The 24,655-nt window shown below is 63.1% G+C and carries 20 protein-coding genes and 1 other RNA gene; 10 read left to right on the top strand and 11 right to left on the bottom strand.

What is annotated here, in order from left to right:
- Nucleotides 1–2 precede the first annotated feature (2 nt).
- Nucleotides 3–857 carry a bifunctional 5,10-methylenetetrahydrofolate dehydrogenase/5,10-methenyltetrahydrofolate cyclohydrolase gene (locus B5G12_RS05135; RefSeq protein ID WP_087324141.1) on the top strand — a complete coding sequence of 285 codons (855 nt, stop codon included), beginning with the start codon at nt 3–5 and terminating at the stop codon, nt 855–857.
- A 438-nt stretch (nt 858–1,295) separates the two neighbouring features.
- On the opposite strand, the gene B5G12_RS05140 is transcribed toward B5G12_RS05135, so the two are convergent.
- The gene (locus B5G12_RS05140; protein ID WP_087228399.1) at nt 1,296–2,411 is read right to left on the bottom strand and encodes an ABC transporter ATP-binding protein; all 1,116 of its coding nucleotides are present in this window, start codon (nt 2,409–2,411) and stop codon (nt 1,296–1,298) included.
- Between the two features lie 141 nt (nt 2,412–2,552).
- On the opposite strand from B5G12_RS05140, the gene B5G12_RS05145 reads away from it, so the two are divergent.
- The 3 genes from B5G12_RS05145 to B5G12_RS14315 all read left to right on the top strand — a co-directional run bounded on the left by B5G12_RS05145 (nt 2,553) and on the right by B5G12_RS14315 (nt 5,058).
- Nucleotides 2,553–3,386: an AraC family transcriptional regulator gene (locus tag B5G12_RS05145; protein WP_087324142.1), complete on the top strand. Its 834-nt coding sequence runs from the start codon at nt 2,553–2,555 to the stop codon at nt 3,384–3,386.
- Nucleotides 3,387–3,580: 194 nt separating this feature from the next.
- Nucleotides 3,581–4,843 (top strand): leucine-rich repeat domain-containing protein, encoded by a 1,263-nt coding sequence (locus B5G12_RS05150; RefSeq protein WP_087324143.1) that lies wholly within the window; start codon nt 3,581–3,583, stop codon nt 4,841–4,843.
- A gap of 17 nt (nt 4,844–4,860) precedes the next feature.
- Nucleotides 4,861–5,058, top strand: coding sequence for a hypothetical protein (locus tag B5G12_RS14315; protein ID WP_144064097.1), 198 nt, complete (start codon nt 4,861–4,863; stop codon nt 5,056–5,058).
- Nucleotides 5,059–5,117: 59 nt separating this feature from the next.
- On the opposite strand, the gene B5G12_RS05155 is transcribed toward B5G12_RS14315, so the two are convergent.
- From B5G12_RS05155 to B5G12_RS05200, 10 genes are all read right to left on the bottom strand, one after another.
- A complete protein-coding gene (locus B5G12_RS05155; RefSeq protein WP_087324144.1) occupies nt 5,118–6,437 on the bottom strand; it encodes a thymidine phosphorylase in 1,320 nt (439 codons plus the stop codon).
- Between the two features lie 98 nt (nt 6,438–6,535).
- Nucleotides 6,536–6,997: a GNAT family N-acetyltransferase gene (locus B5G12_RS05160; protein WP_087324205.1), complete on the bottom strand. Its 462-nt coding sequence runs from the start codon at nt 6,995–6,997 to the stop codon at nt 6,536–6,538.
- A gap of 554 nt (nt 6,998–7,551) precedes the next feature.
- Nucleotides 7,552–8,469, bottom strand: a complete 918-nt coding sequence (locus B5G12_RS05165; RefSeq protein WP_087324145.1) for an ABC transporter permease — start codon at nt 8,467–8,469, stop codon at nt 7,552–7,554.
- Nucleotides 8,470–8,472: 3 nt separating this feature from the next.
- Nucleotides 8,473–9,624, bottom strand: coding sequence for an ABC transporter permease (locus B5G12_RS05170; RefSeq protein ID WP_087324206.1), 1,152 nt, complete (start codon nt 9,622–9,624; stop codon nt 8,473–8,475).
- Nucleotides 9,625–9,632: 8 nt separating this feature from the next.
- Entirely contained in the window at nt 9,633–11,144 is a 1,512-nt protein-coding gene (locus B5G12_RS05175) for an ABC transporter ATP-binding protein (protein ID WP_087228473.1), read from the bottom strand.
- A gap of 271 nt (nt 11,145–11,415) precedes the next feature.
- Nucleotides 11,416–12,606 carry a BMP family lipoprotein gene (locus tag B5G12_RS05180; RefSeq protein ID WP_242955941.1) on the bottom strand — a complete coding sequence of 397 codons (1,191 nt, stop codon included), beginning with the start codon at nt 12,604–12,606 and terminating at the stop codon, nt 11,416–11,418.
- Nucleotides 12,607–12,817: 211 nt separating this feature from the next.
- A complete protein-coding gene (locus B5G12_RS05185; RefSeq protein ID WP_087228405.1) occupies nt 12,818–13,246 on the bottom strand; it encodes a cytidine deaminase in 429 nt (142 codons plus the stop codon).
- Between the two features lie 12 nt (nt 13,247–13,258).
- Nucleotides 13,259–13,978 (bottom strand): purine-nucleoside phosphorylase, encoded by a 720-nt coding sequence (gene deoD, locus B5G12_RS05190; RefSeq protein ID WP_087324147.1) that lies wholly within the window; start codon nt 13,976–13,978, stop codon nt 13,259–13,261.
- A 54-nt stretch (nt 13,979–14,032) separates the two neighbouring features.
- Complete coding sequence (locus B5G12_RS05195; protein WP_087324148.1) at nt 14,033–15,895, bottom strand: M23 family metallopeptidase; 1,863 nt, start codon at nt 15,893–15,895, stop codon at nt 14,033–14,035.
- A 188-nt stretch (nt 15,896–16,083) separates the two neighbouring features.
- The gene (locus tag B5G12_RS05200) at nt 16,084–16,992 is read right to left on the bottom strand and encodes an RluA family pseudouridine synthase (protein ID WP_087324149.1); all 909 of its coding nucleotides are present in this window, start codon (nt 16,990–16,992) and stop codon (nt 16,084–16,086) included.
- A gap of 103 nt (nt 16,993–17,095) precedes the next feature.
- Here B5G12_RS05200 and rnpB point away from each other — a divergent pair.
- The 6 genes from rnpB to ispF all read left to right on the top strand — a co-directional run bounded on the left by rnpB (nt 17,096) and on the right by ispF (nt 24,652).
- An RNA gene (gene rnpB / locus B5G12_RS05205) (RNase P RNA component class A) lies at nt 17,096–17,437 on the top strand.
- A 265-nt stretch (nt 17,438–17,702) separates the two neighbouring features.
- The gene (locus B5G12_RS05210; RefSeq protein WP_087228409.1) at nt 17,703–19,625 is read left to right on the top strand and encodes an NAD(+) synthase; all 1,923 of its coding nucleotides are present in this window, start codon (nt 17,703–17,705) and stop codon (nt 19,623–19,625) included.
- Nucleotides 19,618–19,992: a NusG domain II-containing protein gene (locus B5G12_RS05215; protein ID WP_087324150.1), complete on the top strand. Its 375-nt coding sequence runs from the start codon at nt 19,618–19,620 to the stop codon at nt 19,990–19,992. The genes B5G12_RS05210 and B5G12_RS05215 overlap by 8 nt, the downstream gene beginning before the upstream one ends.
- A gap of 16 nt (nt 19,993–20,008) precedes the next feature.
- A complete protein-coding gene (locus B5G12_RS05220; protein ID WP_087324151.1) occupies nt 20,009–21,382 on the top strand; it encodes an LCP family protein in 1,374 nt (457 codons plus the stop codon).
- Nucleotides 21,383–21,588: 206 nt separating this feature from the next.
- Nucleotides 21,589–23,271 (top strand): phospho-sugar mutase, encoded by a 1,683-nt coding sequence (locus B5G12_RS05225; protein ID WP_087324152.1) that lies wholly within the window; start codon nt 21,589–21,591, stop codon nt 23,269–23,271.
- A 199-nt stretch (nt 23,272–23,470) separates the two neighbouring features.
- Nucleotides 23,471–24,652, top strand: coding sequence for a 2-C-methyl-D-erythritol 2,4-cyclodiphosphate synthase (ispF, locus tag B5G12_RS05230; protein WP_087324153.1), 1,182 nt, complete (start codon nt 23,471–23,473; stop codon nt 24,650–24,652).
- The last annotated feature ends 3 nt before the right edge of the window (nt 24,653–24,655 follow it).

Genomic DNA, 24,655 nt, shown 5'->3' on the forward strand with positions numbered 1-24,655 from the left:
AAATGGCAATGCTACTGAAAGGCGCGCAGGCTGCTGCCGCCATGAACGAAAAGACCGCCGCCCGTGTCGCCCGGCTGGAGGCGGCCGGGGTCCGGCCCACCCTGGCCGTGGTGCGGGTGGGGGAGCGCCCCGATGACCTCTCCTATGAAAAGGGCGTGATGAACCGCTGTTCAAAGCTGGGCATCCAGGTGCAGCTCGATGCGCTGCCCGCCGATGCGACTCAGGAGGAGCTGCTGGCCGTGCTGGACCGGATCAACCGGGACGCGGCAGTCCATGGCTGCCTGCTGTTCCGGCCTCTGCCGCCCCAGATGGAGGATGGTGCCATCCGTGCGGCCCTGGGCCCCGAAAAGGACGTGGACGGCATCACCGACGCGTCGCTGGCGGGGGTGTTCACCGGTAGCGGGGTGGGGTATCCGCCCTGCACCGCACAGGCCTGCGTCGAGATCCTGGAACACTACGGCATCTCGCTGGAGGGCAGGCGGGTGACGGTGGTGGGCCGCAGTCTGGTGGTGGGCAAGCCCGCGGCCATGCTGCTGGACCGCAAAAACGCCACCGTGACCATCTGCAATTCCCGCACGCAGGGTCTGGAGCAGCTGTGCCGTCAGGCCGATGTGCTGGTGGTGGCCATGGGCCGGCGCGGGGCCATTGGTTCCGGCTGCTTTGCCCCGGGGCAGGCGGTGGTGGATGTGGGCATCCACACCGACGAGGCCGGCAAACTCTGCGGCGACGTCCGCTTTGACGAGGCTGAGCCGGTGGTGGCTGCCATCACTCCGGTGCCGGGCGGCGTGGGCGCCATGACTACTTCGGTGCTGGCCGCCCATGTAGTGGAGGCCGCTGCCCGGGCTTCCGGCCTGTAAAGCACACATCTTCGCATAAAAATGCAAAAGCCCCCGGCCCATCAAAAAAGTCCCGTCCAGCCGACATGTGCGGATGGACGGGACACATACAGGGAAATTTAGTGCTGAGAGTGTGCGAGGCCGCAAGGCCGAGTGCGCGGTTCAGCGCTAAATTTTGTCCCCAGGGGGATACCAGGGGGAAGGAATTTCTGACGCGCGGCTGCGCGCAGAAATGGGTTCCCCCTGGAGCGTGGCGCTTTTGCGACACGCTAACCCCCGGTCACTGACCGGGGGCGCGTCCAAACCACAAAGAGCCGCTGGCATAACCAGCGGCTCTCTGTGTTAGGAGAAGCTTACGTCTCTATGATGAGGGGATCTATGACGGTGAGCCCTCCCGGCGTACCAGAGAAATTGGGGGGCAAGCTCGCAGCACGCCGGACAGGCCCATAGGTCAACACATTAGTTGAGGACAGTCAGCTCGGTGTCGATGTCGAAGACATGGACCTTGTGGGGATCGAAGGCAACGCGGACGGTATCGCCATGACGAGCCTTGGAGGTGGGAGAAACGCGGGCGGTCATCTTGTTGCCCTTGTAATCCAGGTACAGGTAGATCTCGGCGCCCATCATTTCGGAAACCTCGACCTGAGCATCCAGCTGGCAGTCGGGGTGCTTTGCCATGAACTCGGGCTCGTCGTCGATGTCCTCGGGACGGATGCCCATCTTGACCTTCTTGCCGACATAAGCGTCCAGCTTGCCGTCAGCGGTCTTTTCCTTGGGCAGGGGGATCATGTCGCCGCCCAGATCGATGGCGTACTGGTCGCCCTTCTTGGCCACGGTGCCGTCCAGGAAGTTCATCTGGGGGCTGCCGATGAAGCCTGCAACGAACATATTGCAGGGATAATCGTACAGGTTCTGCGGGGTATCGACCTGCTGGATGATGCCGTCCTTCATGACGACGATGCGGTCGCCCATGGTCATGGCCTCGGTCTGGTCGTGGGTAACGTAGATGAAGGTGGTAGCCAGCTTCTTGTGCAGCTTGATGATCTCAGTGCGCATGCTGGTACGCAGCTTGGCGTCCAGGTTGGACAGAGGCTCGTCCAGCAGGAAGACGGCCGGGTTACGGACCATGGCGCGGCCCAGGGCAACACGCTGGCGCTGGCCGCCCGACAGAGCCTTGGGCTTGCGGTCCAGCAGGTGCTCGATCTCCAGGATCTTGGCAGCCTCATGCACGCGCTTGTCGATCTCGTCCTTGGGAGTCTTGCGCAGCTCCAGGCCGAAAGCGATGTTCTTGTAAACGGTCATGTGGGGGTACAGAGCGTAGCTCTGGAAGACCATGGCGATATCACGATCTTTGGGGGGGACGTCGTTGATCAGACGGCCGCCGATGTACATCTCGCCCTTGGAGATCTCCTCCAGACCGGCGATCATGCGCAGGGTGGTGGACTTACCGCAGCCGGAGGGGCCGACGAAGATGATGAACTCTTTGTCCTTGATCTCCAGGTTGAAGTCGGTAACGGACGGAGCGGTAGCGCCCGGATAGATCTTGTAAATGTGCTGGCAGCTAATCGAAGCCATGTGTGTGCCTCCTACTATGTGTTGTGTGGTGTATGTGCGGGGATTTTGCTGACCCTTGACGGGTCCCTCACTTGCTGGTACTATAATAGCAGATATTTTTGTGTTATGGAATAGCATTTTATTGATTAGAGGTGTCGGATATTGATTTATCATTGGGAGGCCACCGCCGCACTGGCGTCGGTGCGGGACGAGCAGACCGCCCAGCCCTTCACGCTGACGGGGGAGGGGCTGTGGGTGTGCCTGCTTTCCAGCGGCAGCTGCACCGCCGCGCTGGGGGACGCCCCGGGCGCCCTGCCATCCCTGCCGCCCAAGGAAGTGGAGGCCGGCGGGCTGATCCTCAGCCGCAGCCCCCTGCAGCTGACCCCCGCGGGGGAGAGCCATATCCTGTGCCTGCTGCTCACCGGTTCGGCCCCGGCCCAGCTGCTGGCGGGACTGCCCATCCAGCCGTTCCCTGCACGGGGCGAGAGCTGCCCCGGCGCCGCCGAGCTGATGGACCGTCTGGCCGGCGGGGAGTTCAACGGCAGCCGGGCCCGCAGTCAGATGGTGTTTGCCCTGCTGTGCGAACTGGCCAACGCCGACAGCGCCGCCCCGCCCCTGCCGCCCCTGGCCGCCGCGGCCATTGAGGATATCCGGGCCAACTACGCCGGCCTGTATGGCGTGGAGGAGCTGAGCGAGCGTCTGGGGGTGTCCAAAAGCCACCTGATCCGCGTGTTTACGGCGGCAGTGGGGGTGCCCCCGGGGCGCTATTTGACCAGCGTGCGGATCGAGGCGGCCATGAAGCTGCTGCTCCACCGGGAGTACAGTTTGGATGTGGTGGCCAGCCTGTGCGGCTTCTCGGGGGCCAACTACCTGTGCCGGGTGTTCAAAAAGGAGACGGGCCAGACCCCCGCCCAGTGGCGCGCCGCGGCCGCCCGCACCGCCATGGCGGACCTGTCTGCCGACGAGCGTACCCGGGAGCAGGCGATGTATATATAAACCCCGCCTGCAAGCTTACAGGCGGGGCGATGCGCGGTGTTTGGAAATCTATACCTTTCCGGTTTGCGGTCAAATCGTCCCTTTTGCGGAAAAATGCTTGATTGACAGCCTTATTTACGGTATACTAAAATTGCATAAAGTGGCAAATCGAAGGTTTATTTGGGTATACTTTTTTGTGCAAAGGAGGTCAAGTCATGCGTATCAGACGGCCCATCGCTCTTATCCTGTCGGCGGCGCTGGCCGCCGGCGCTCTCACCGGGTGCAGCTGGGAGGAATTTTTGGAGTGGCTCAACAGCTCCTCCAGCAGTTCTTCTTCCAGCTCCTCCAGCCAGGCCAGCAGGCCCAATCACGACGACGCCCCTTCTTCCAGCCAGGGCGAGGCAGTTCATACGGTAAACATCAATGGTAACAATATAAATATCAAAATCAATACCATCGGCCAGCCTCAGACATTCAATTTAAATGACGGCAGTACATTGGAAGTAACGATCAAATCGGACGGCACTGTCTCCGGCTCGATCACGCCTACGGATGGTATGGCCATAAAGTCCATTGAAGTCGGTGGTCGGGCTATCACTATCGATGACCGGAATAATTACACATTTTCTTTCGAGAATGTTACTGAACTGTCCAGTCTTGGTGATGTAAACATCACTTTCGCAGCCTGGCAGACCGTCACTGTCAATGGGCCAGCCCAAGACCAAACTGGATGCAAAATCGAAGTGTCCGCAGTTCAAGTGATTGAAGGTGACAAATTGTCCGTCACAGTCACAGCCGGGCGCAGCCACGAAATCACAAGCGTTACGGTCGGCAGTGAAACGACTGAAAGTACCAACGAACAGAAAAGAGAAATGACCGTTGAATACAACGTCCCCGCCGCCAACAATGGCGTGGCCGCGCTGTTCTCATCGAGTAACACCACCATTGTAGTATCTGCCGCTTTTACGAGTAGACTCGATGAGGATGACCCCGATACATGGCCGCTTGATGACCAGAACAATCTGGTCGCACCCAATTCACTCACTACATTACCAATCAATATTGGCAGCTATATTACGGGTGACATTACCGGCATCGACCTGAGTGCCACAGAAATAAACGCCATTGAAGATTTTGCATTTTCCTCATGTGATAACTTGCAAAGCATCACCCTGCCGGAAGGTTTGACCACCATTGGCGACAGTGCGTTTTTTCTCTGTGGAAACTTGCAAACCGTCACCCTGCCCAGGACCGTGACAGAGATTGCCGATAGTGCATTTTGGTACTGCGACAACCTCACCTCGATCAACCTGGAGGATACCAATATAAACACCATTGCAACCCAGACATTTTCCCTCTGCACCAGTCTGAAAACCGTTATCCTGCCCGCCAATTTGAAAACAATTGGAGGCATCGCATTCCAGAGCACCGGCCTGACCGATCTATTTTTACGGGCGATGTTGTTCCGACCATTGTAGAGGAAGACTCCGATCATATGGGCGCATTTAGAAACGTCGATGCAAGTAAAAATAACCTCACCATTCATTACCCCAACTCGTGGGGAAATGATAACCTTCAAAAGCTCAAGGATGAAATCAAAGAAAGCGGCATGACAGGGAAACCAAACTATTCAGCTGACTCTCCCACCGTGACCCCGTCGCTGCTGGACGCCGCACGGCTCTTTGGGCTGTGACCCACCCTCAGAACAATACCCCCGCCTCTGCAATGAGGCGGGGGCGTTTTTGTGCCTTTTTACAGTCGCTGCACGCCGTCCTGGGTGACGATGGCGTAGATCAGGGGCAGCTCCGCGGGCCGGTCGGGACCGATGCGCAGTCCGGACCGGTAGCAGGCTTCGGCGGCGGCAAAGCGGCTGGCCTGGCCGCAGAAGGTGGCCAGGCTCTCGCCCCTGCGCACATAATCCCCGCGCTTTTTGTGCAGGATGATGCCGGCGGCGTAGTCGATGGGGTCGCCCTTCTTCTCCCGGCCGGCCCCCAGCAGAACGCTGGCGGTGCCGATCTTTTCGGCGTCGTTCTCCACAATGTAGCCCTCGGCGTCGGCCAGAAGCTCATAGCGGGCGGCGGGCTGGGCGAACAGGCTGTAATCCTCCAGGACCCGCACGTCGCCTCCCTGGGCGGCAAACATCTCCCTGCACTTGGCAAAGGCGCTGCCGTCCCGGATGGCCTGCTGGGCCATGGCGCGGCAGGCGCTGGGACTGCCCTTGCCCGCCAGCACCAGCATATAGCTTGCCAGCTGCAAACATACCTCGGTCAGGTCGGCGGGGCCGCGGCCTTTCAGCACCTCCATGCTCTCGATCACTTCCAGGCTGTTGCCGATGTTGTGGCCCAGGGGGGTGTCCATGTCGGTGATCATAGCGGCCACCTGCCGGCCGTGGTGGGCCCCGATGGACACCATCAGCCGGGCCAGCTGGATGCTCTCCTCCACCGTTTTCATAAAGGCGCCGGTGCCGGTGGTGACGTCCAGCAAAATGGCGTCCGAGCCCGAGGCCAGCTTTTTGGACATGATGCTGGAGGCGATGAGGGGGATGCAGCTGACGGTGGCGGTGACGTCCCGCAGGGCGTACATCTTTTTGTCCGCCACCGCGATGTTTTCACTTTGGCCGATCACCGAAATGCCGATGCGGTTCACCTGTGCGAAAAATTCTTCCTGGCTGAGGGCGGTGCGGGTGCCGGGCACGCTCTCCATCTTGTCGATGGTGCCGCCGGTGTGGCCCAGGCCGCGGCCGCTCATCTTGGCGATCTTGACCCCGCAGGCGGCTGCGATGGGCGCAATGACCAGGGTGGTCTTGTCGCCCACCCCGCCGGTGGAATGTTTGTCCACCTTGATGCCCTGGATGGGGGACAGGTCCACCATCTCGCCGCTGTGGGCCATGATGTCGGTCAAAACGGCGGTCTCCTGGTCGGTCATCCCCCGCAGATAGACCGCCATCATCCAGGCGGCCATCTGGTAATCAGGCACCTGGCCCGATACATAGCCGTTGATGAGGGTCTCCAGCTCGGCGCGGGTGTGGGTGCCGCCGTCCCGCTTTTTGGCGATGAGATCGTAGATACGCATATGGGTTCACTCCTGTCTGTGCGGTAGGTTTGGATGGTTCCAGTATAGTATGACTTTTGCCGAAAGGCAAGGCCCCGGCCCGAAAGTTGGCAGAAACTTCACAAATCTGCGCTTTTTTCCATTGCATAGTTGGCCAGGCGCACCCCCCGGCGCTCCACCTGCTGTGCCCGCAGCACCCGGTAGCCCCGCCTTGCAAAGAAGGGCCGCGCCGTCACGGAGGCGTGGGTGGTGACCGGGCCGGCCGCCGCCTGTTCCAGCGCGCCGCAAAGGGCGGTGGCAACGCCCCGGCCCTGGAAGTCCTTATGGACGTACAGCCGGTCCAGGTAGCCGCAGGCGGTGTCCATGTCCCCAAAGCCGGCCAGCTTCCCGTCCAGCTCGGCTATAAGGGTCAGGTGCGCCCGGAAGCTCTCGTCCCAGGCAGCGAGGTCCGGACCGCCGGCGGGCGCCCAGGCGTCCAGCTGCGCCGGGGTGTAATGGGCCGCGTTGACGGTGTGGACCGTCTGGTAAAAGAGGGCCGCCAGCGCGGGGCAGTCGTCGGGACGGTAGGGCCGGAGGGTCACGGCTAGCGCGTTGAGCCAGGCGTCCGCCTCGGCCCGGCTGTGAAAGGTGAAGATCTGCCGGCGGCCCCGGTAAGACTCCAGCATGGCGCGGATGGCGGGCATCTGGGTCTGTCCGAAGTCGAGGATGTATTGCAGGAACTCGGCGTCCAGCTCCTCCTCCACCCAGGGCATATCGGGGCGCAGGCAGCCGCGGCGGTTCTCCGCCCCCGCCAGGCAGACGTCCAGCGGGTAATCCAGGAGAAAGACGGTGTCGCAGGCCTCCAGACGGCCGGGCAGGGTGCGGCTGTAATTGCCGTCGATGATCCAGGCCGGCCGGGTCAGCAGGCCAGCCAGCGCGGCGTCAAAAGCTTCCCGGGTGACGTTGGTGCGGTCGGGGCGGTGCCACAGCCGGTCCAGATAATAGAGGGGCAGGCCGGTGATATCCCGCAGGCGGCGGGCAAAGGTGCTTTTGCCGGCGCCCGGGCAGCCGATGATCAGGACTTTCTGCATGGGTGACCTCCTTGGGAACAAAAACGGCGGCAAGCCGTGTGCCTGCCGCCGCCTGTCGGGTACGATCAACGGGAACCCTTGTCGTAGGGGATGCCCTCGGCCTTGGGCGCCATGCTGTTCTTGGACGTGAAAGCCAGAATGATCATGGACGCGATAAAGGGCATCATGTTGTAGATGTTGCTGGACCAGCCCAGGTTCGCCAGGAAGGTGGAGTCCGCGATGTTGGCCAGGCTCTTGAAGACGGCAAAGAACATGGCCGCCCCAAAGATGTGGAAGGGCTTCCACTGACCAAAGATCATGACGGCCAGGGCCAAAAAGCCGGCGCCTGCCACGCCCACCTCAAAGTTCCAGGTCTGGACCGGCGGCACGATGTAGGCCATGCCGCCGATGGCGCCCAGCGCCCCCGAGATCAGGACGCCGGCGTAGCGCATCTTGTACACGTTGATGCCCACCGAGTCGGCCGCCTGGGGATGCTCGCCGCAGGAGCGCAGCCGCAGGCCAAAGCGGGTCTTGTACATGACGATATAGCTGATGATCAGCAGGGCGATGCCCAGCGGCACAAAGACGCTCATCTCCAGCCCGCCGATGGAAAACAGGAAGGGGCGGTTGGAGTAGTTCAGCTTGGCGCTGCCGCTCTCGCTGAAGTATTTGGACAACACCACCGCCACGGCGGTGGCCAGCAGGTTCAGGGCGGTGCCGCCGATGGTCTGGTCCGCCTTGAGGTTGATGGAGGCAAAAGCCAGCAGCAGGGAATAGACCATGCCCGCCACGGCCGCGGCCAAAATCGAGATGACCACGATCATCCAGGCCGGAGTGCTGGCCGGCAGCAGGGTCAGGGTCAGGACGCCGGCCACGCCGCCGATGACCATGATGCCCTCCAGGGCGATGTTGATGATGCCCGAGTGCTCGCTGAACATACCGCCCAGGGCCACCAGCATCAGGACGATGCCATAAAGCAGGGTGTATTTGATCAGTAACAGCATAGCTTAGCCCTCCTTTTTGCTCTCGGCCGCGGCCTTTTCGGCGCGCTTGCCGCCGGCCAGCAGCTTGGCGATCCTGCCCCGGAACAGCATCGAGAAGGCGCACAGGTAGATGATGATGCCGCTGATCAGGTCGGCCACCTCAGTGGGGTAGTACCGGGTGGACAGGAACGAGCCGCCCACCGTGATGTGGGAGATGAACAGCGCCGAGAAGATGGTGCCGATGGGGTTGGAGCTGGCCAGCAGGGCCACCGAGATGCCGTTGAAACCCATGGCCGGCAGGGTGGTGGAGTTCAGGGGGTTCCACTCCGACACGCCGGACAGGTAGTACAGGCCGGCGCCGAAGCCGGCCAGGGCGCCTGCGATGACCATGGACAGGACCAGGTTCTTTTTCTCGTTGATGCCGGCGTAGCGGGCCGCGTTCTTGTTCAGGCCCACCGCTTTCAGCTCGTAGCCAAAGGTGGTCTTGTCCAGGACGACCCAGATCACGATGGCCACCACGATGGCCAGGAAGATGGCGATGGTGGTGCTGTTGGTCTGGAACATATCGTTCAGGCCGAAGTCGGGGATGGTGGTGCCTTCGGCGCCTTCCAGGCGGCGCAGGTTCCAGGTGCGGGTGTTGCGGGAATCGTACATGACGCCGGTGCCGTTGCCATAGATGATCTCGTTGACCAGGTACAGGCCGATCCAGTTGAACATGATGGAGGTGATGACCTCATTGATGTTCAGGTAGGCCTTGAACAGGCCGGGGATGGCGCCCCACAGCCCGCCCAGGATGGCGGAAGCCACCAGGCCCACATACCAGGGCAGATGCAGCACGATGGCGCAGTACAGCGCGCCGTAGGCGCCCAGGGTGTACTGCCCGGCGGCGCCGATGTTGAACAGGCCGGTCTTGAAAGCAAAGGCCACCGAAAGGCCGGTCATCACCAGGGGGGCGGCGTTGGCCAGGGTGCGGCCCACGCCGTAGGGGGCGTCATAGAAGCCGCCCTTCAAAATGCGGACGAAGCCGTCGGCCCAGGCGTGCTCGGCGTTGATGGCCAGCAGCACCAGGTAGCCGCACACCAGGCCGATCAGGATGCACAGCAGCGCCGCCAGCACGCTGACAAAGGCGGACCGGCCCTTGCCGCTGTGGGAAAGCATCTTTTTCTTGGAATCCATAAAGCCGATCATTCTCCTTTCCCTTGCTTGCGGGCGCCGGCCATATAGAGGCCCAGCTCCTGGACGGTGGTGGTCTTGGGATCGAATTCGCCCACGACCTCACCCTCGTACATGACCAGGATGCGGTCGGACAGGTTCATCACTTCGTCCAGCTCCAGGCTGACCAGCAGCACGGCCTTGCCGGCATCCCGCTGGGCCACGATCTGGCGGTGGATATACTCGATGGCGCCCACGTCCAGGCCGCGGGTAGGCTGCACAGCCACCAGCAGCTTGGGGTCGCGGTCGATCTCACGGGCGATGATGGCCTTCTGCTGGTTGCCGCCCGACATACTGCGGACGATGGTGGAGCTGCCCTGGCCGCTGCGCACGTCGTACTGCTCGATCAGCCGGTCCGAGTATTCCCGGACCTTGTCCTTGCGGATGAAGCCGTGGCTTTGGAAGTCGGGCTGCCAGTACCGCTGCAGGACCATGTTGTTCTCCAGGGTGTAGTCCAGCACCAGGCCATGCTTGTGACGGTCCTCCGGGATGTGGCTCATGCCCTCCTTGGAGCGCTCGCGGATGGAGGCGTGGGTGATGTCCTTGCCGCAGAAAGAGATGGAGCCGCTGCTCACCTTTTCCAGGCCGGTCAGGCCATAGACGAACTCGGTCTGGCCGTTGCCTTCGATGCCGGCCAGGCAGACGATCTCGCCCGCCCGCACCTGGAAGGACACGTCCTTGACGGCGTTCTTCTTGTGGGTGGAGCTGGGGATGGTGACGCCCTTCACGTCCAGGATCACCTCGCCGGGTTTGGCGGGGGCCTTCTCGATCTCCAGCTGGACATCGCGGCCCACCATCATGCGGGAGAGCTCTTCCTTGGTGGTGTGGGCGATGTCGGTGACGCCGACGTATTTGCCCTTGCGCAGGACGGTGCAGCGGTCTGCGACGGCCATGATCTCGTTGAGCTTGTGGGTGATGAACAGGATGCTCTTGCCCTCTTTCTTGAAGCCCCGCATGATCTCCATCAGCTCGTCGATCTCCTGGGGGGTCAGCACGGCGGTGGGCTCGTCAAAGATCAGGATCTCGTTGTCGCGGTACAGCATCTTGAGGATCTCCACACGCTGCTGCATACCCACCGAGATATCGCTGACCAGGGCGTCCGGGTCCACCCGCAGGCCGTACTTCTCACTGAGGGCCATGACCTTTTTGCGGGCTTCCGCTTTCTGCAAAAAGCCCAGTTTGTTGGGCTCCACACCCAGGATGATATTGTCCAGCACGGTGAAGCATTCCACCAGCTTGAAGTGCTGATGGACCATGCCGATCCCCAGCGCATTGGCATCGTTGGGGTTGCGGATCTGGACTTCCTTTCCGTTTTTGAGGATCTTGCCCTGCTCCGGCTGGTACAGGCCGAACAGCACGCTCATCAGCGTGCTCTTGCCGGCGCCGTTCTCACCCAGAAGCGCGTGGACCTCACCTCTGCGCAGTTGGAGGGTAATATCATCGTTTGCCTTGATCCCAGGGAATTCCTTGGTAATGTGGAGCATCTCGATCACATAATCCTCGGCCAATCTGCTCACTCTCCTTTCAGACGGTGGTGACGCATTCTTCTAACTCTACCCATTATAACGTATTTTGGTGATACTTTGCAAGGAAAAAAGGTCTAAAAATCCGGCATTTTGCAAAAAAGAAAAGGAATGTGCAGCGAATGCGCCCTGTGTGGGACGCACCATCGAAAAAATGTATTTTTACACAAAAAAGCAGGGCGCCTTTTGGGCACCCTGCCGGACGATATGGGATAATGCAGCAGACCGCAGTTTACTGGACGTAGGTGACAGTGACCAGGTCGCTGGTGGTGGGCTTGACGCTGTCCTCGCTGGAGTTGTCCACGACGATCTCGCCGGAAGCGATCTTCTCCTTGACCGCCTCGTACTCCTCCACGGTGAAGGTGCGGAAGTTCCAGCTGCCCTCAGCGGTGGGCAGGCCGACGTAGTCGCCCTCCTGCAGGCCGAAGTTGCCGTTGGTCGCAGCGATGTTGACCCACTCGCCGCCGTCGATGTCGCCCAGGGCGGCCTCAACGGCCACGGTCAGCTGCTTCATGGCAGAGGTGATGAAGGGGTTGTAGCTGTAGGTGCCGTCGGCCACGCCGTTGGCGCCGATGTAGTTCTGGTCCACGTCCACGCCGATGATGTAGCCGTTGGACTTGATGGCAGCCTCCAGAGCGGAGGTGTAGATGCCGCCGCCGCAGGCAAAGACCACTTCGGTGCCGCTGGTGTACCAGCCCTCCATACGGGAGGTGATGTTGGCGTCGCCGTAGAACTGGCCGCCGTAGAAGTAGTTGACCTCGACCGCATTGCCGGTCTCCTGAGCAGCTGCGTCGATGCCCTGGATGTAGCCGTAGCCGTAGCGGATGACGGCGGGAACAGCCATGCCGCCCAGGAAGCCCAGCTTGGTGAAGCCGTCCTTGGCGATGGCGTAGCCTGCCAGATAGCCTGCCTGCTCCTCCTTGAAGGTGATGCAGTAGCAGTTGGAGGGGATGGCGTCGGTGCCGATGTCGGCCTGGGTCACGTCGATGGCGATGAAGCGGATGTCGGGGTACTGCTCGGCAGCCCAGGCCAGGGAAGCGCCGTACAGGTAGCCCACGCAGACCACGGTGTCAGCGCCGTCGTTGACAGCCTGGCGGATCATGGTCTCGCGGTCCTCATCGGAAGCGTCTGCCTCGGGGATGTAGTACTGGCAGTTGTCGCCCATGTAGTTCTGGACAGCGGTCCAGCAGGCCTGGTTGAAGCTCTCGTCATCGATGGTGCCGGTGTCGCAGCACAGGGCCACATACGAGACGGTAGCGCCCTCGGCAGCCTCGGAAGCGGCGCTGGAAGCGCTGGAGGCAGCGGAAGAAGCGGTGCTGGTGGCGGTGCTGCTGGAAGAGCTGCCGCCGCAGGCGGACAGAACAGAAACGGCAGCGGCTGCGCCAGCCACGGCCATGAACTTACGACGGGAAATCATATTCATAAGAATTCTCTCCTTTTTCACAGTTGTCTGCAACCATTCACGGACAGATCGGGGACGCGGACACATAGGTCCACATTCTCTACTCTTTCAGTATAGCTGCAAATCGTGTACGGCGCAAGCGGGATAACATTACAAATTCTTTACAATATTTCCGTTAAATTGTCAAAAACCGACACAAGGCATCCACCTTGCGCCGGCTTTTTGGATGGTTTTATTCGATGTTCGCGGCGCCGAAGCCCAGCGGCAGCAGCTCGCCCAGGCTCATCTCGATGTAATCCTCGGGCGTTTTGGCCATGATGACGTTGAGGCCGGGCCCGCAGAACTCATACAGGGCCTGGCGGCATACGCCGCAGGGGGCGGTGACCAGCTTGTTCACCTCGCCCATCTTGGCGCCCACCACCGCAATGTCGGTGAAGCGGGTGACCCCCTGGCTGACAGCCGTAAAGAGAGCAGTGCGCTCGGCGCAGCTGGTGGGGGTGAAGGCGGCGTTCTCGATGTTGCAGCCGGTGAACACCTGGCCGTCGATGCTGCGCAGGGCCGCCCCCACCGCAAAGCGGCTGTACGGGGCCACGGCCCGGGTGCGGGCATCCAGGGCGGCGCGGATCAAGGCCTGCTTTTCCGCCTGCGAAAGGTCAGACATGGGGCGTCCTCCTCAGTAGTCGGCGCCCAGGGCCACCTTCATCATGTCGGTAAAGCTCTTCTGGCGCTGTTCGGCGGTGGTGATCTCGGGAGAGACGAAGCTGTCCGAGATGGTCAGCAGGCAGGCAGCGTGCTTGCCCAGCACCTGGGCGTTGGCAAACAGAGCGAAGCTCTCCATCTCCACGCAGACGCAGCCCTGCTCGTCCCGCAGCTTTTCCCAGTAGGTGGGTTTGGCGTCGGAGGGCTGGCGGTAGAACACGTCGGAGGAGTGGATGTTGCCCTCGATCAGGGGGATGCCCAGCTTCTGGGCCGAGGCGCGCAGCTTCTTGTTCAGCTCGCGGCTGGGGAAGGTGATGTGGCCCTCAAAGCCGCTCTGGGTCCTGGCGTAGCTGGACTCGCTGACGGCGCCGGCGGCCAGCACCACGTCGAACAGCTTGGCCTTGTCGGTGTAGCTGCCGGCCGAGCCGATGCGCACGATGTTTTCCACGCCGTAGAACTTGAACAGCTCGTAGGAATAGATGCCGATGGAGGGCATCCCCATGCCGCTGCCCATCACGCTGATGGGCCGGCCTTCATAGGTGCCGGTGAAGCCCAGCATCCCGCGGACGGCGGTCACCTGCCGGACATCCTGCAAAAAGGTGTCGGCGATGAACTGGGCCCGCAGGGGATCCCCGGGCATCAGGACGGTTTTGGCGAAATCGCCCGGCTGGGCGGCAATGTGCGGGGTGGACATGGTAAAAACCTCCTTCTGATGTGGATGCAAAAGGGCAGCGGGCGGCTGCCCGGGTCACCGGTTGAAGTAGTTCTGGGGGGGCAGGTAACGGCCGTTCTGGCGGATCTCGAAGTGGCAGTGGTTGCCGCTGGAGCGTCCGGTGGAGCCCACATAGCCGATCAGCTGGCCCTGGCTGACGGCTTGTCCGGCGCTGACGGTCAGGGACAGGCAGTGGGCGTACAGGGTACTGTAACCGTTGCCGTGGTTGATGATGAGGGAGTTGCCGTAGCCGCTGCCCGCGCCCGCCCGTTCATAGCCGGCCTTGGATACCACGCCGCTGGCCGACGCATAGATGGGGGTGCCGGCGGGGGCGCAGATGTCCACGCCCTTGTGGCTGCTGGAATACCAGCGGGAGCAGTAAGTATACTGGGGCACCGGCCAGATGAAGGTGCCGTTGCCCACCTGGGCCACGCTGCCGCTGGGCAGCCTGGTGCCCACCACGATCTCCCGGTCCACCGGCTCCTTGGTGATCTCGCTGCTCAGGATGGTCTGGTTGAGCAGGTTGCCGTCGGTGTCGTAGAGGTTCTGGGCGGTGATGGTACGCACGCCGTTCTCGCCCTCCTGGACGGTGCGGGTGGTGCCGAAGGCATACTCGCTGGACTGGGTCTGTTTGGTGGAGAAGGGGATCTCCTCGGTCCAGCTGACGGTGCGGGTGATCTGCACCTCCAGCATGGCCTCCTCCCGGGTGACGATCAGCTCGTCCCCGGGGAAGATGGCCGCATCGGGGGTGATGTTGTTCAGCTCGCACAGCTCGGCGGTGGTCAGGTTGTTCTTGGTGGCGATCAGGCTGATGCTGTCGCCGGCCACGACGGTGTATACCCGCTCCGCCTGGCGCACGCCGGACAAAAGGGACACGATATCGGCATAATCCTTGAAACTGTCGGTGAAGTAGAGGCCGTCCTCCAGGGTGACCTCCCGGCTGAAGCTGACCGAAACATTGGGGTCGCCGGGGTCCTCATAGGGCTCCAGCAGGCCGCTCAGGTAGAGCTGCAGCTGGTCGCCGTCGGCGCATACCGCCGTCAATTCCCCGTCCAGATAGAGGGCGGTGCCCTCGGAGATCTCGTCGCTGACCGCCGACAGGATGGCGTCGGCCATTTCGCTCTCGTTCAGCACGTCGCTGGAGATGGCCAGCCGGTAGGTGGGCTGGATGGACAGCTCGGTCTCCCCGGTGGTGCCCGCATAGCTGACGCGCTGCAGCACATCTTCCCGGGCCGAGTCGAATACGTCCTCGTTGGCCACGCACCCCACCGTCATGCCGTTGACCTCCACGGCCAGGGTATAGGGGCTGCCCATCATGGTCTGGACCACCGCCAGCAGGATGGCCAGCGCGCCCAGGGGCATCAGGTAGACCGCCATCCGGGGCAGCAGCCCCATATAGCGCACCACGCCCCGGCCTAAGTACTGCAGGTCGGCCACGATGCCGGCCCAGAAGCCCCTTTCCCGGCGCACCTGGCCGCCGTGGACCCAGATGTTCCGCACGCCGCGGCAGAATACGTACAGGGGACCGAAGAATTCCCGCAGCACCACCCGCGCCTCGGGGAAGGCGATGTCCGCGATGCTGTGCCATGCCCCCAGAAAGGCGGCTGCCAGCCAGAGGGCTGCCGACCGGACGGCGCGCCCGGCGCGGATCAGGGCGTATTCGCTCGAAAAGCCAAGGGAGTACAGCCAGTCGCCCACCTGTCCGACCAGGGGCAGGGTGCACACAAGGGCGCCCAGGCTGTCCATATGACGGCGGGTACGGCGCTGGAACCGGTGCCGGCGCAGCAGGCTGCTGCACTGGACGTGGGCCCAGGCGGCCCGCATCCGGCCTTTTATTGTCAGGGGAGGCGGGGCGGGGGAAAGCTCGTCCTGCGGCTCCTGGATCTTCTCGTCAATCAAAAGCGTGGTTCTCCTTCCGATAGAGTGTGGGTAGGTCTATCCAAAAAGCAGAGATGCTTGCAGGCATAAAAGAACGGCCCGGCCAGACCAGCGGCTGCCAGGCCCTTTGCATTCTCTTTAAATTATACACTCCCTGGGCCATGAGGCAAGGTTTTGCACAGAATTTGGATGAACCTTTCACCGACTTTTCACGAAAATAACGCAATCATGTCGGCGGGCAGGGGGCTTTCCACCGTCACCGGGACCAGCCGGAGAGGGGTGTCGAACCAGAAGCCGTCCGCCTCGGCCCGGCCTGCGGGGACCTGGAACTGCTGGCGCGCACAGTGCAGCGCCTGCCGGCCGATCCGGTCCCGGTGCCCGCCGTAGAGGTCGTCCCCGGCCAGGGGGCAGCCGATGGAGGCAAAGTGCACCCGGATCTGGTGGGTGCGCCCGGTGACCGGCACGCAGGCCGCCAGACTGAGGCCGTCCTGCGCTCTTATAATGGTATACTCGGTGCGGCTGGGCTTGCCCTCCGGGGTGACGCACCGGCCGATGATGCTGTCGGGCCGGCGGCCGATGGGGGCGTCGATGACGCCGGGGCCCAAAGGCAGCTCCCCCTCCACCACCGCGTAGTAGAGCTTTTCCACGTGCTGGGCCAGCAGGGGGGCGGCGTAGGGGTGCTGGGCCGCCAGCACCAGGCCGCTGGTGTCCTTGTCGATGCGGTTGACCGGGCGGAAAACGGTGCTGGCGCCGGAAGCCTGCCGCCAGGCCGCGTAGCCGTTGGCCAGGGTGCCCCCGGGATAGTTGAGGGTGGGGTGGACCGCAATGCCCGCCGGCTTGTCCAGCACCAGGGCGAAAAAGTCCTGATAGGCCACCCGGAAGGGGATGCCCTGCTGGGGCAGACAGCCCTCCCCTTCGGGGGGCAGGTCAAAGGAGACCACCTGACCGGGCATGACCCGGCGATCAGCCAGGATGGGGGCGCCGTCGGCGAAAAAGCCCCCGCTCTGGAACTTGACCGCCCGCATCAGGTCGGTGGAAAGCCGGCAGCTGCGCAAAAAGCTGCGCAGCACGACGCCCTCTGGTCCCGCCTGGGCCGGCACCGGGAAATACAGCCGCACGGCACGGCCCCCTTTCGCTGGATCGTAGTAACCAAATAAGTATACCAGAAAAGAGCCGCGCTTGCAAATTGTTTGCGGTTATGGTATCATGGACTGCGGAAAACGAGTGGAACATACGGCGGCGGGGCGGCCTGGTCCGCCCTGAGGAAAGTCCGGGCTTCACAGAGCACGGTAACTGCTAACGGCAGCCGGGGGTGACCCCAGGGAAAGTGCAACAGAAAGGAAACCGCCGCGCCCACGGCGCGGTAAGGATGAAAGGGCGAGGTAAGAGCTCACCAGCGGATGGGTGACCATCCGGCTTTGTAAACCCTACCGGAAGCAACGCCTATATGGGACATACAAACGCTGCTCGCGTGTCCTGAAGGCGGCACGAGCCCGTCAGCAATGGCGGGCCTAGACAGATCGTCGTTTAATACAGAACCCGGCTTACGGTCTATCTCGTTTTCCTCTTTTTGCAAAAACGCCGGCCGCGGCTTTGCCGGCCGGTATCTGTCCCGACTGTGCGCGTATGCCGCCCGGCCGGGGCTTTTTTGTGTCCCGGCCCGGGGGTAAATGTGCGGTTTTTACAAATTGTTTCTTTTCGTTTTGGGCACTCTGTGGTATACTGAAAAAGCTCTGACCGGCTCTGTATGCCCGCCCCATCGACAAAAAACGGGCCGGAGCCCGGGTTTAACCACTTTTTTGCTGAAATTGGACAGGATGTGTCTTGTATGAAGGATGGCTTTCTGAAAGCGGCCGCCCTGTCGCCCGCGCTGCGGGTGGCGGACTGTGCCTATAATGCCGGGCAGATGGTCTCGGCCCTCAACGACTGCGCCGCCCGGGGCGTCAAGCTGGCCGTGTTCCCCGAGCTGGCCCTGACCGGCTACACCTGCGGGGACCTGTTTTTCCAGCAGGCTTTGCAGCAGGCTGCTCTGGACGGCCTTGCGCAGATGCTGGCCGCCAGCGCCCCGCTGGATCTGGTGGGCCTGGTGGGCCTGCCGCTGCAGGTGGACGGCAAGCTGTACAACTGTGCCGCCGTATTCTGCCGGGGACGGCTGCTGGGCGTGGTGCCCAAGACCTTCCTGCCCAACTACGGCGAGTTCTACGAAAAACGGCACTTCACCCCCGGGCCCGGGGGCGCACGTACCATCCGCCTGTGCGGGCAGGAGACCCTGTTCGGCACCGGGCTGCTGTTCAGCTGCCGGGAGATGCCCTCCTTCGTGCTGGGGGTGGAGCTGTGCGAGGACCTGTGGAGCGCCCTGCCGCCCTCCACCTTCCATGCCCTGGCGGGGGCCACGGTGATCGCCAACCTGTCGGCCAGCGATGAGACGGTGGGCAAGGCGGAGTACCGCCGGGCCCTGGTGGAAAACCAGTCGGCCCGTCTGCTGTGCGGGTATCTGTACGCCTCGGCCGGCCATGGGGAGAGCACCCAGGACATGGTCTTTTCGGGCCACGACCTCATTGCGGAGAACGGCGCTTTGCTGGCCGAGGCCAAACCCTTTGCAGGGGGCAACGCCGAGACCGAGCTGGACTGCGCCCGGATGCAGGCCGAGCGGGCCCGCAACACCAGCTTTGTGCCCCGGGAGGAGGGATACCGGAGGGTGGAGTTCAGCCTGGAGCTGACCGTCACCCCGCTGACCCGCCGGGTGGACCCGGCCCCCTTTGTGCCGGGCGACCCCCGCCGCCGCGCCCAGCGGTGCGAGCTGATCCTGCGGATGCAGGCGGACGGCCTGGCCAAGCGCCTGGAGCACACCCACGCCAAAACGGCGGTGATCGGCATTTCGGGCGGGCTGGACAGCTGTCTGGCCCTGCTGGTGACGGCGCGGGCCATGGCTCAGCTGGGCCGCCCCGCCTCGGATGTGCTGGCGGTGACCATGCCCTGCTTCGGCACCACCCGGCGCACCCGCAGCAATGCCGAGATCCTCTGCCAGGAGCTGGGGGTCACCTTCCGGGAAGTGAACATCACCAACACGGTCCGCAGCCATTTTGCGGACATCGGCCACGACGGCCAGACCCCCGACGTCACCTTTGAAAACAGCCAGGCCCGGGTGCGCACCCTGGAGCTGATGGACATTGCCAACCTCCAGGGGGGCTTTGTGGTGGGCACCGGCGACCTGTCCGAGCTGGCGCTGGGCTGGGCCACCTACAACGGGGACCACATGAGCATGTACGGGGTCAATGCCGGTGTGCCCAAGACCCTGGTGCGCCATCTGGTGCGCTACGAGGCCGACACCGCCCCAAGGGACGCTTTGCGCCGGGTGCTGCTGGATATTTTGGATACCCCCGTCTCGCCTGAGCTGCTGCCCGCCAAGGACGGGGAGATCGCCCAGCGCACCGAGGAGCTGGTAGGCCCCTACGAGCTGCACGATTTTTACCTGTACTATGTGCTGCGGTTCGGCTTCGGGCCCCGCAAGATCTTCCGCCTGGCACAGGCCGCTTTTGCGGGCCGGCCCGAATACCCCGACGAGGTGCTGTACCGGTGGCTGCGCAGCTTCTACTGGCGGTTCTTTGCCCAGCAGTTCAAGCGCAGCTGCCTGCCCGACGGCCCCAAGGTGGGCAGCGTCACCCTGTCCCCCCGTGGAGACTGGCGTATGCCCAGCGACGCGGCGGCGGCAGCCTGGCTGGCAGAACTGGAGACCCTGAACGATGCGTGAGAAACGACCTGAAAGCCGCCGGAAATGGCTGGTCAACGTCCTGTTTGCGGCGGTGATCCTGGCGGTGGCGGGGGCGCTGGTGCTGCTGCGCGGCGCCGGCCGGGACGCTGAGGTCCCCCTGAAGGCCCAGCTGATCTACGGCGATCAGAACACCGTGCTGGACCTGCCCCTGGACGTCGACCGGACCTATGATGTGGATACCGGTTACCTGACCGTCCACATCCAGGTGGAGGACGGGGCGGCCCGCTTTGTGGATTCCCCCTGTCCCGACCATGTGTGCGAGAGCTTTGGCTGGCTGCGCATCGAGGACCAGACCGCCACCTGTCTGCCCGCCCGGGCCGTGCTGACCATCGCGCCCGATCAGTAACAGAGGAGATTGTCCTATGGATTTTGACTTTGAACCGGAGGAGCAGGCCCCGGCAGGGCATAAGCCCCAGCGGCCCCGGAAGATCCGGCGCAGCGACGATGCGCCGCCTGCCGGGCCGGTGCCGGTGGACGGGGCGGATTTTTTCCGGCCCAGCCATCAGGAACCGCCCCCTCCCCCTGCGCCGCCCTGCCATGAGGAGCCGGGGCGGCCCCAACATCCCATCCAACGAGGCTTGTTTATGCTGATCCTGCTTGTGCAGGCGGCTCTGAGCGCAGCGGCTGTCATCCAGCTGTACCGCACCCGGATGCTGCCCAACTATTACCTGGCCATCCTGGGGGCGCTGCTGGCCCTGGTGTGGCTGCTGTTCTTCAAATGCCAGCGGTATAAGGTGCGGGGCGCCTTGACCCGGCTGCTCTCCCTTGTGCTCAGCGCTGCCATGGCGGTGGGCTGCGTCTGGGCCCAGCAGGGCCTGGACGCCCTGGACAAGGTGACGATGGGGGACGAGGAGACTGACTATGAGGCCCAGGCCATCACCACCCAGCCCTTTGTGGTCTACCTCAGCGGGGTGGACAACCGGGGCGAGCTGACCGAGGATGCCCGCAGCGATGTGAACATCCTGGCGGTGGTCAACCCGGTGACCAAACGGGTGGCCCTGGTCAACACCCCCCGGGACTACTATGTGGACCTGGCCGGCACCGACAGCAAGGACAAGCTGACCCATGCCGGCCTGTATGGGGTGGAGACTTCCATGCAGACGCTGGGCGACCTCTACGGCATCCAGGTGGACGAGTATGTCCGGATCAACTTTGCGGGCTTCATCGACATCGTGGACGCTTTGGGCGGCATCGACGTCTACTCCGATACGGCCTTCACCTCGGTGGGCAGCCCCGGCTACTATGACCCCACCGACTTTGTGGAAGGGTGGAACCACCTGGACGGCGCGGCCGCCCTGGCCTTTGCCCGGGAACGGCACGCCTTTGCCACCGGCGATATCCAGCGGGGCATCAACCAGATGAAGGTGATCGACGCCATGCTGGAGAAGATCAAGAGCCCCGCCCTGCTGACCAATTACAGCCGGCTGCTGGAGGCGGTGTCCGACAACTTTGTCACCAGCCTGTCCTCGGGACAGATCGCGGCGCTGGTGCGGATGCAGCTGTCGGACTTCGCCGCCTGGGACATCGAGAACTGCAGCGTCACAGGCACCAGTTCTTCCAGCACCCACTGCTATTCGGCCCAGGGCCAGAAACTGTATGTCATGACGCCCGACGAGGCGTCGGTGGCCGCGGCCCAGGCGGTGATCCAGTCGGTGCTCAGCGGGGAGCCGGCCCCCGCCCCGGAGGACGCCGGCGCCTCCAGTGCCGGGAGCGGGTCCTCCCAGCCGGCCGCCTGACTTCTGAAAACCATGCGGATACCCAGGGCAGCACCTAAAGCGCTGCCCTGTTTTTGTGCCTTTTGCCGGTTTTAAGCCCCTAATCTTGTTGCATATTATAGAATTGACAGACCTGTCCCCAGAGCATAAACTATAAATAGAGTTCTGTAATATCCAAGGGGGGAATCTGCCCTCCCGCATATGAAAGCAAAGGTAAGGTGTTCACAATGTATCTGGATGAATACAAGCGCTGGATGGCGGCCGATCTGGAGGACGCCGATCTCAAGCCCGAGCTGGCAAAGATCGAGGGGAACGATGCGGAGATCAAGGACCGCTTTGCTGTTGCACTGAAGTTCGGTACCGCCGGCCTGCGGGGCGTGCTGGGTGCCGGCACCAACCGGATGAATATTTATGTGGTGCGTCAGGCCACCCAGGGCCTGGCCAACTGGGTCAAGACCCAGGGCGGCACCCAGACTGTGGCCATCAGCTACGACAGCCGCATCAAGAGCGACGTCTTTGCCAAGACGGCTGCCGGCGTCCTGGCGGCCAACGGCATCCAGGTGCGGATCTACGACGCCCTGATGCCCGTGCCGGCTCTGAGCTTCGCCACCCGGTACTATAACTGCAATGCGGGCATCATGGTGACCGCTTCCCACAACCCCGCCAAGTACAACGGCTACAAGGCCTACGGTCCCGACGGCTGCCAGATGACCGATGACGCCGCCGCCATCGTCTACGACGAGATCCAGAAGACCGACGTGCTCACCGGCGCCAAGTACATCTCCTTTGCCCAGGGCGTGGAGCAGGGTCTGATCCGCTTTGTGGGGGATGACTGCAAGCAGGCCCTCTACGAGGCCATCGAGGCCCGCCAGGTGCGGCCCGGCCTGTGCAAGACCGCCGGCCTCAAGCTGGTGTACAGCCCGCTGAACGGTTCCGGCCTGGTGCCCGTCACCCATGTGCTGAACGACATCGGCATCACCGATATCACCATCGTGCCCGAGCAGGAGTACCCCAACGGTTACTTCACCACCTGCTCCTACCCCAACCCCGAGATCTTCGAGGCCCTCAAGCTGGGCCTGGAGCTGGCCGAGAAGTCGGACGCAGACCTGATGCTGGCCACCGACCCCGACGCCGACCGCGTGGGCATCGCCATGAAGTGCCCCGACGGCAGCTATGAGCTGGTGACCGGCAACGAGATGGGCGCTCTGCTGCTGGATTATATCTGCGCGGGCCGCATCGAGAAGGGCACCATGCCCAAGAACCCGGTGGCGGTCAAGTCCATCGTCTCCACCCCCCTGGCGGATGCCATTGCCGCCCACTACGGCGTGGAGATGCGCAGCGTGCTGACCGGCTTCAAGTGGATCGGCGACCAGATCGCCGGCCTGGAGGCCGCCGGTGAAGTGGACCGCTTCATCTTTGGCTTTGAGGAGAGCTACGGCTATCTGGCCGGCCCCTATGTGCGGGACAAGGATGCGGTCATCGGCTCGATGCTGATCTGTGAGATGGCTGCCTACTACCGCAGCATCGGTTCTTCCATCAAGCAGCGCCTGGAGGAAATCTACGCCCAGTACGGCCGTTACCTGAACAAGGTGGACAGCTACGAATTCCCCGGCCTGACCGGCATGGACAAGATGGCCGGCATCATGAAGAGCCTGCGGGAGAATCCCCCGGCAGACTTTGCAGGCCACAAGGTGGTCAAGGTGACCGACTACGAGAAGCCCGAGGAGACCGGCCTGCCCGCAGCCAACGTGCTGATCTACACCCTGGAAGGCGGTGCCACCGTAGTGGTGCGTCCCTCCGGCACCGAGCCCAAGATCAAGACCTATTTCACCACGCTGGGCAAGGATCTGGCCGAAGCCCAGGCCCAGAAGGATGCCCTGGCGGCAGCCCTGAAGCCCCTGCTGGCCTGAGAGAAACGAGCCAACAAATGACCCCAAACTGAATTTGTTGCAGCGCCCCCGCAGCCGCGGGGGCGTTTTTCTTGTGTGGATGCGGTGAAATGGTTGCAGTTTACAGGGCGATGCGCTATAATAATAATCGGATTTTTGTAAGATATGCTGGGCCTTTGCCGCTTTGGGGCGGGGCAGGCGCAAGGATAGGAACAAGCAGATGAAAAAGAGAGCATCGGCAGTCATACTGGCGGCAGGCACATCCAGCCGGATGGGCTTTGATAAACTGGCCTTTGACCTGGGCGGGGAGACCGTGCTGGGCCGCAGCATCCGGGCCTTTGATACATGTCCCCAGATCGGGGAGATCATCCTGGTGACCGGGGAGGACTGTGCCCTGGCCCAAAAGGAAGCGGCCCGCTGCCGCAAGCCGGTCCATCTGGTGACGGGAGGCGCCACCCGCGCAGAGAGCGCCCGCAGGGGAGTGGCTGCGGCGTCGGGACAGATGGTGGCCATCCACGACGGGGCCCGGCCGTTTGTCAGCCATGCCGTCATCCAGGAGGCCCTTGCCGGGGCGGAGGAGTGGGGCGCGGCGATCCCGGCCGTACCGGTCAAGGATACGGTCAAACTCGGCGCCGCGGGGGATGGCCGGTCCGTCCCGCTCCAGTGCCTGGTCCACTATACCCCCAACCGCAGCACCCTGTACGCGGTGCAGACCCCCCAGTGCTTTGACCGTGACACGTATCTGCGGGTGTCGCAGCAGCTGGAGGAAGGGGAGGCCAGCCAGGTCACCGACGACGCCAGCCTGTTTGAGCTGGCGGGGCTGCCGGTGCTGCTGACCCAGGGGGACTACGCCAACTACAAGATCACCACCCGGGAGGACCTGCCCGCTTCGGCCCGCCCCAGACAAGGAGGAAACACCATGCGCATCGGTCACGGTTATGACGTCCACCGCCTGGTGGAGGGCCGGCCCCTGATTTTGGGCGGGGTGACGGTCCCGTTTGAGAAGGGCCTGCTGGGCCATTCGGACGCCGACGTGCTGACCCACGCGGTGATGGACGCGGTGCTGGGCGCCGCGGCCCTGGGGGACATCGGCCGGCACTTCCCCGACACCGACCCCGCCTATGCGGGGGCGGACAGCCTGGCGCTGGCCCGGCAGGTCCGCCGGATCCTGGCCCAGGCGGGCTGGCAGGTGGTCAACATCGACGCCACCATCCTCTGCCAGCGGCCCAAACTGGCCCCCTATATCCTCACCATGGGCCAGAACCTGGCCGACGCCTTTGGCCTGCCCGCAGGGGCGGTCAGCGTCAAGGCCACCACGGAGGAGCATCTGGGCTTTACGGGGGAGGGACTGGGCATTGCCGCTCACGCCGTCGCCCTGATCCGGCCCTATGGACAGGAGTGATAT

Source organism: Faecalibacterium sp. An58 (assembly GCF_002161515.1).
Lineage (GTDB): Bacteria > Bacillota > Clostridia > Oscillospirales > Ruminococcaceae > Faecalibacterium > Faecalibacterium avium.

Excerpts from the sequence above, each read along its gene's own strand:
- B5G12_RS05165 (WP_087324145.1), bottom strand. The coding sequence starts at position 8,469 with ATGCTGTTACTGATCAAATACACCCTGCTTTATGGCATCGTCCTGATG.
- deoD (WP_087324147.1), bottom strand. The coding sequence starts at position 13,978 with ATGTCCACCCCGCACATTGCCGCCCAGCCGGGCGATTTCGCCAAAACC.
- ispF (WP_087324153.1), top strand. The coding sequence starts at position 23,471 with ATGAAAAAGAGAGCATCGGCAGTCATACTGGCGGCAGGCACATCCAGC.
- B5G12_RS05220 (WP_087324151.1), top strand. The coding sequence starts at position 20,009 with ATGGATTTTGACTTTGAACCGGAGGAGCAGGCCCCGGCAGGGCATAAG.
- B5G12_RS05135 (WP_087324141.1), top strand. The coding sequence starts at position 3 with ATGGCAATGCTACTGAAAGGCGCGCAGGCTGCTGCCGCCATGAACGAA.
- B5G12_RS05155 (WP_087324144.1), bottom strand. The coding sequence starts at position 6,437 with ATGCGTATCTACGATCTCATCGCCAAAAAGCGGGACGGCGGCACCCAC.
- B5G12_RS05225 (WP_087324152.1), top strand. The coding sequence starts at position 21,589 with ATGTATCTGGATGAATACAAGCGCTGGATGGCGGCCGATCTGGAGGAC.
- B5G12_RS05170 (WP_087324206.1), bottom strand. The coding sequence starts at position 9,624 with ATGGATTCCAAGAAAAAGATGCTTTCCCACAGCGGCAAGGGCCGGTCC.
- B5G12_RS05175 (WP_087228473.1), bottom strand. The coding sequence starts at position 11,144 with ATGCTCCACATTACCAAGGAATTCCCTGGGATCAAGGCAAACGATGAT.
- B5G12_RS05140 (WP_087228399.1), bottom strand. The coding sequence starts at position 2,411 with ATGGCTTCGATTAGCTGCCAGCACATTTACAAGATCTATCCGGGCGCT.
- B5G12_RS05210 (WP_087228409.1), top strand. The coding sequence starts at position 17,703 with ATGAAGGATGGCTTTCTGAAAGCGGCCGCCCTGTCGCCCGCGCTGCGG.
- B5G12_RS14315 (WP_144064097.1), top strand. The coding sequence starts at position 4,861 with ATGGGCGCATTTAGAAACGTCGATGCAAGTAAAAATAACCTCACCATT.
- B5G12_RS05215 (WP_087324150.1), top strand. The coding sequence starts at position 19,618 with ATGCGTGAGAAACGACCTGAAAGCCGCCGGAAATGGCTGGTCAACGTC.
- B5G12_RS05150 (WP_087324143.1), top strand. The coding sequence starts at position 3,581 with ATGCGTATCAGACGGCCCATCGCTCTTATCCTGTCGGCGGCGCTGGCC.
- B5G12_RS05180 (WP_242955941.1), bottom strand. The coding sequence starts at position 12,606 with ATGAATATGATTTCCCGTCGTAAGTTCATGGCCGTGGCTGGCGCAGCC.
- B5G12_RS05185 (WP_087228405.1), bottom strand. The coding sequence starts at position 13,246 with ATGTCTGACCTTTCGCAGGCGGAAAAGCAGGCCTTGATCCGCGCCGCC.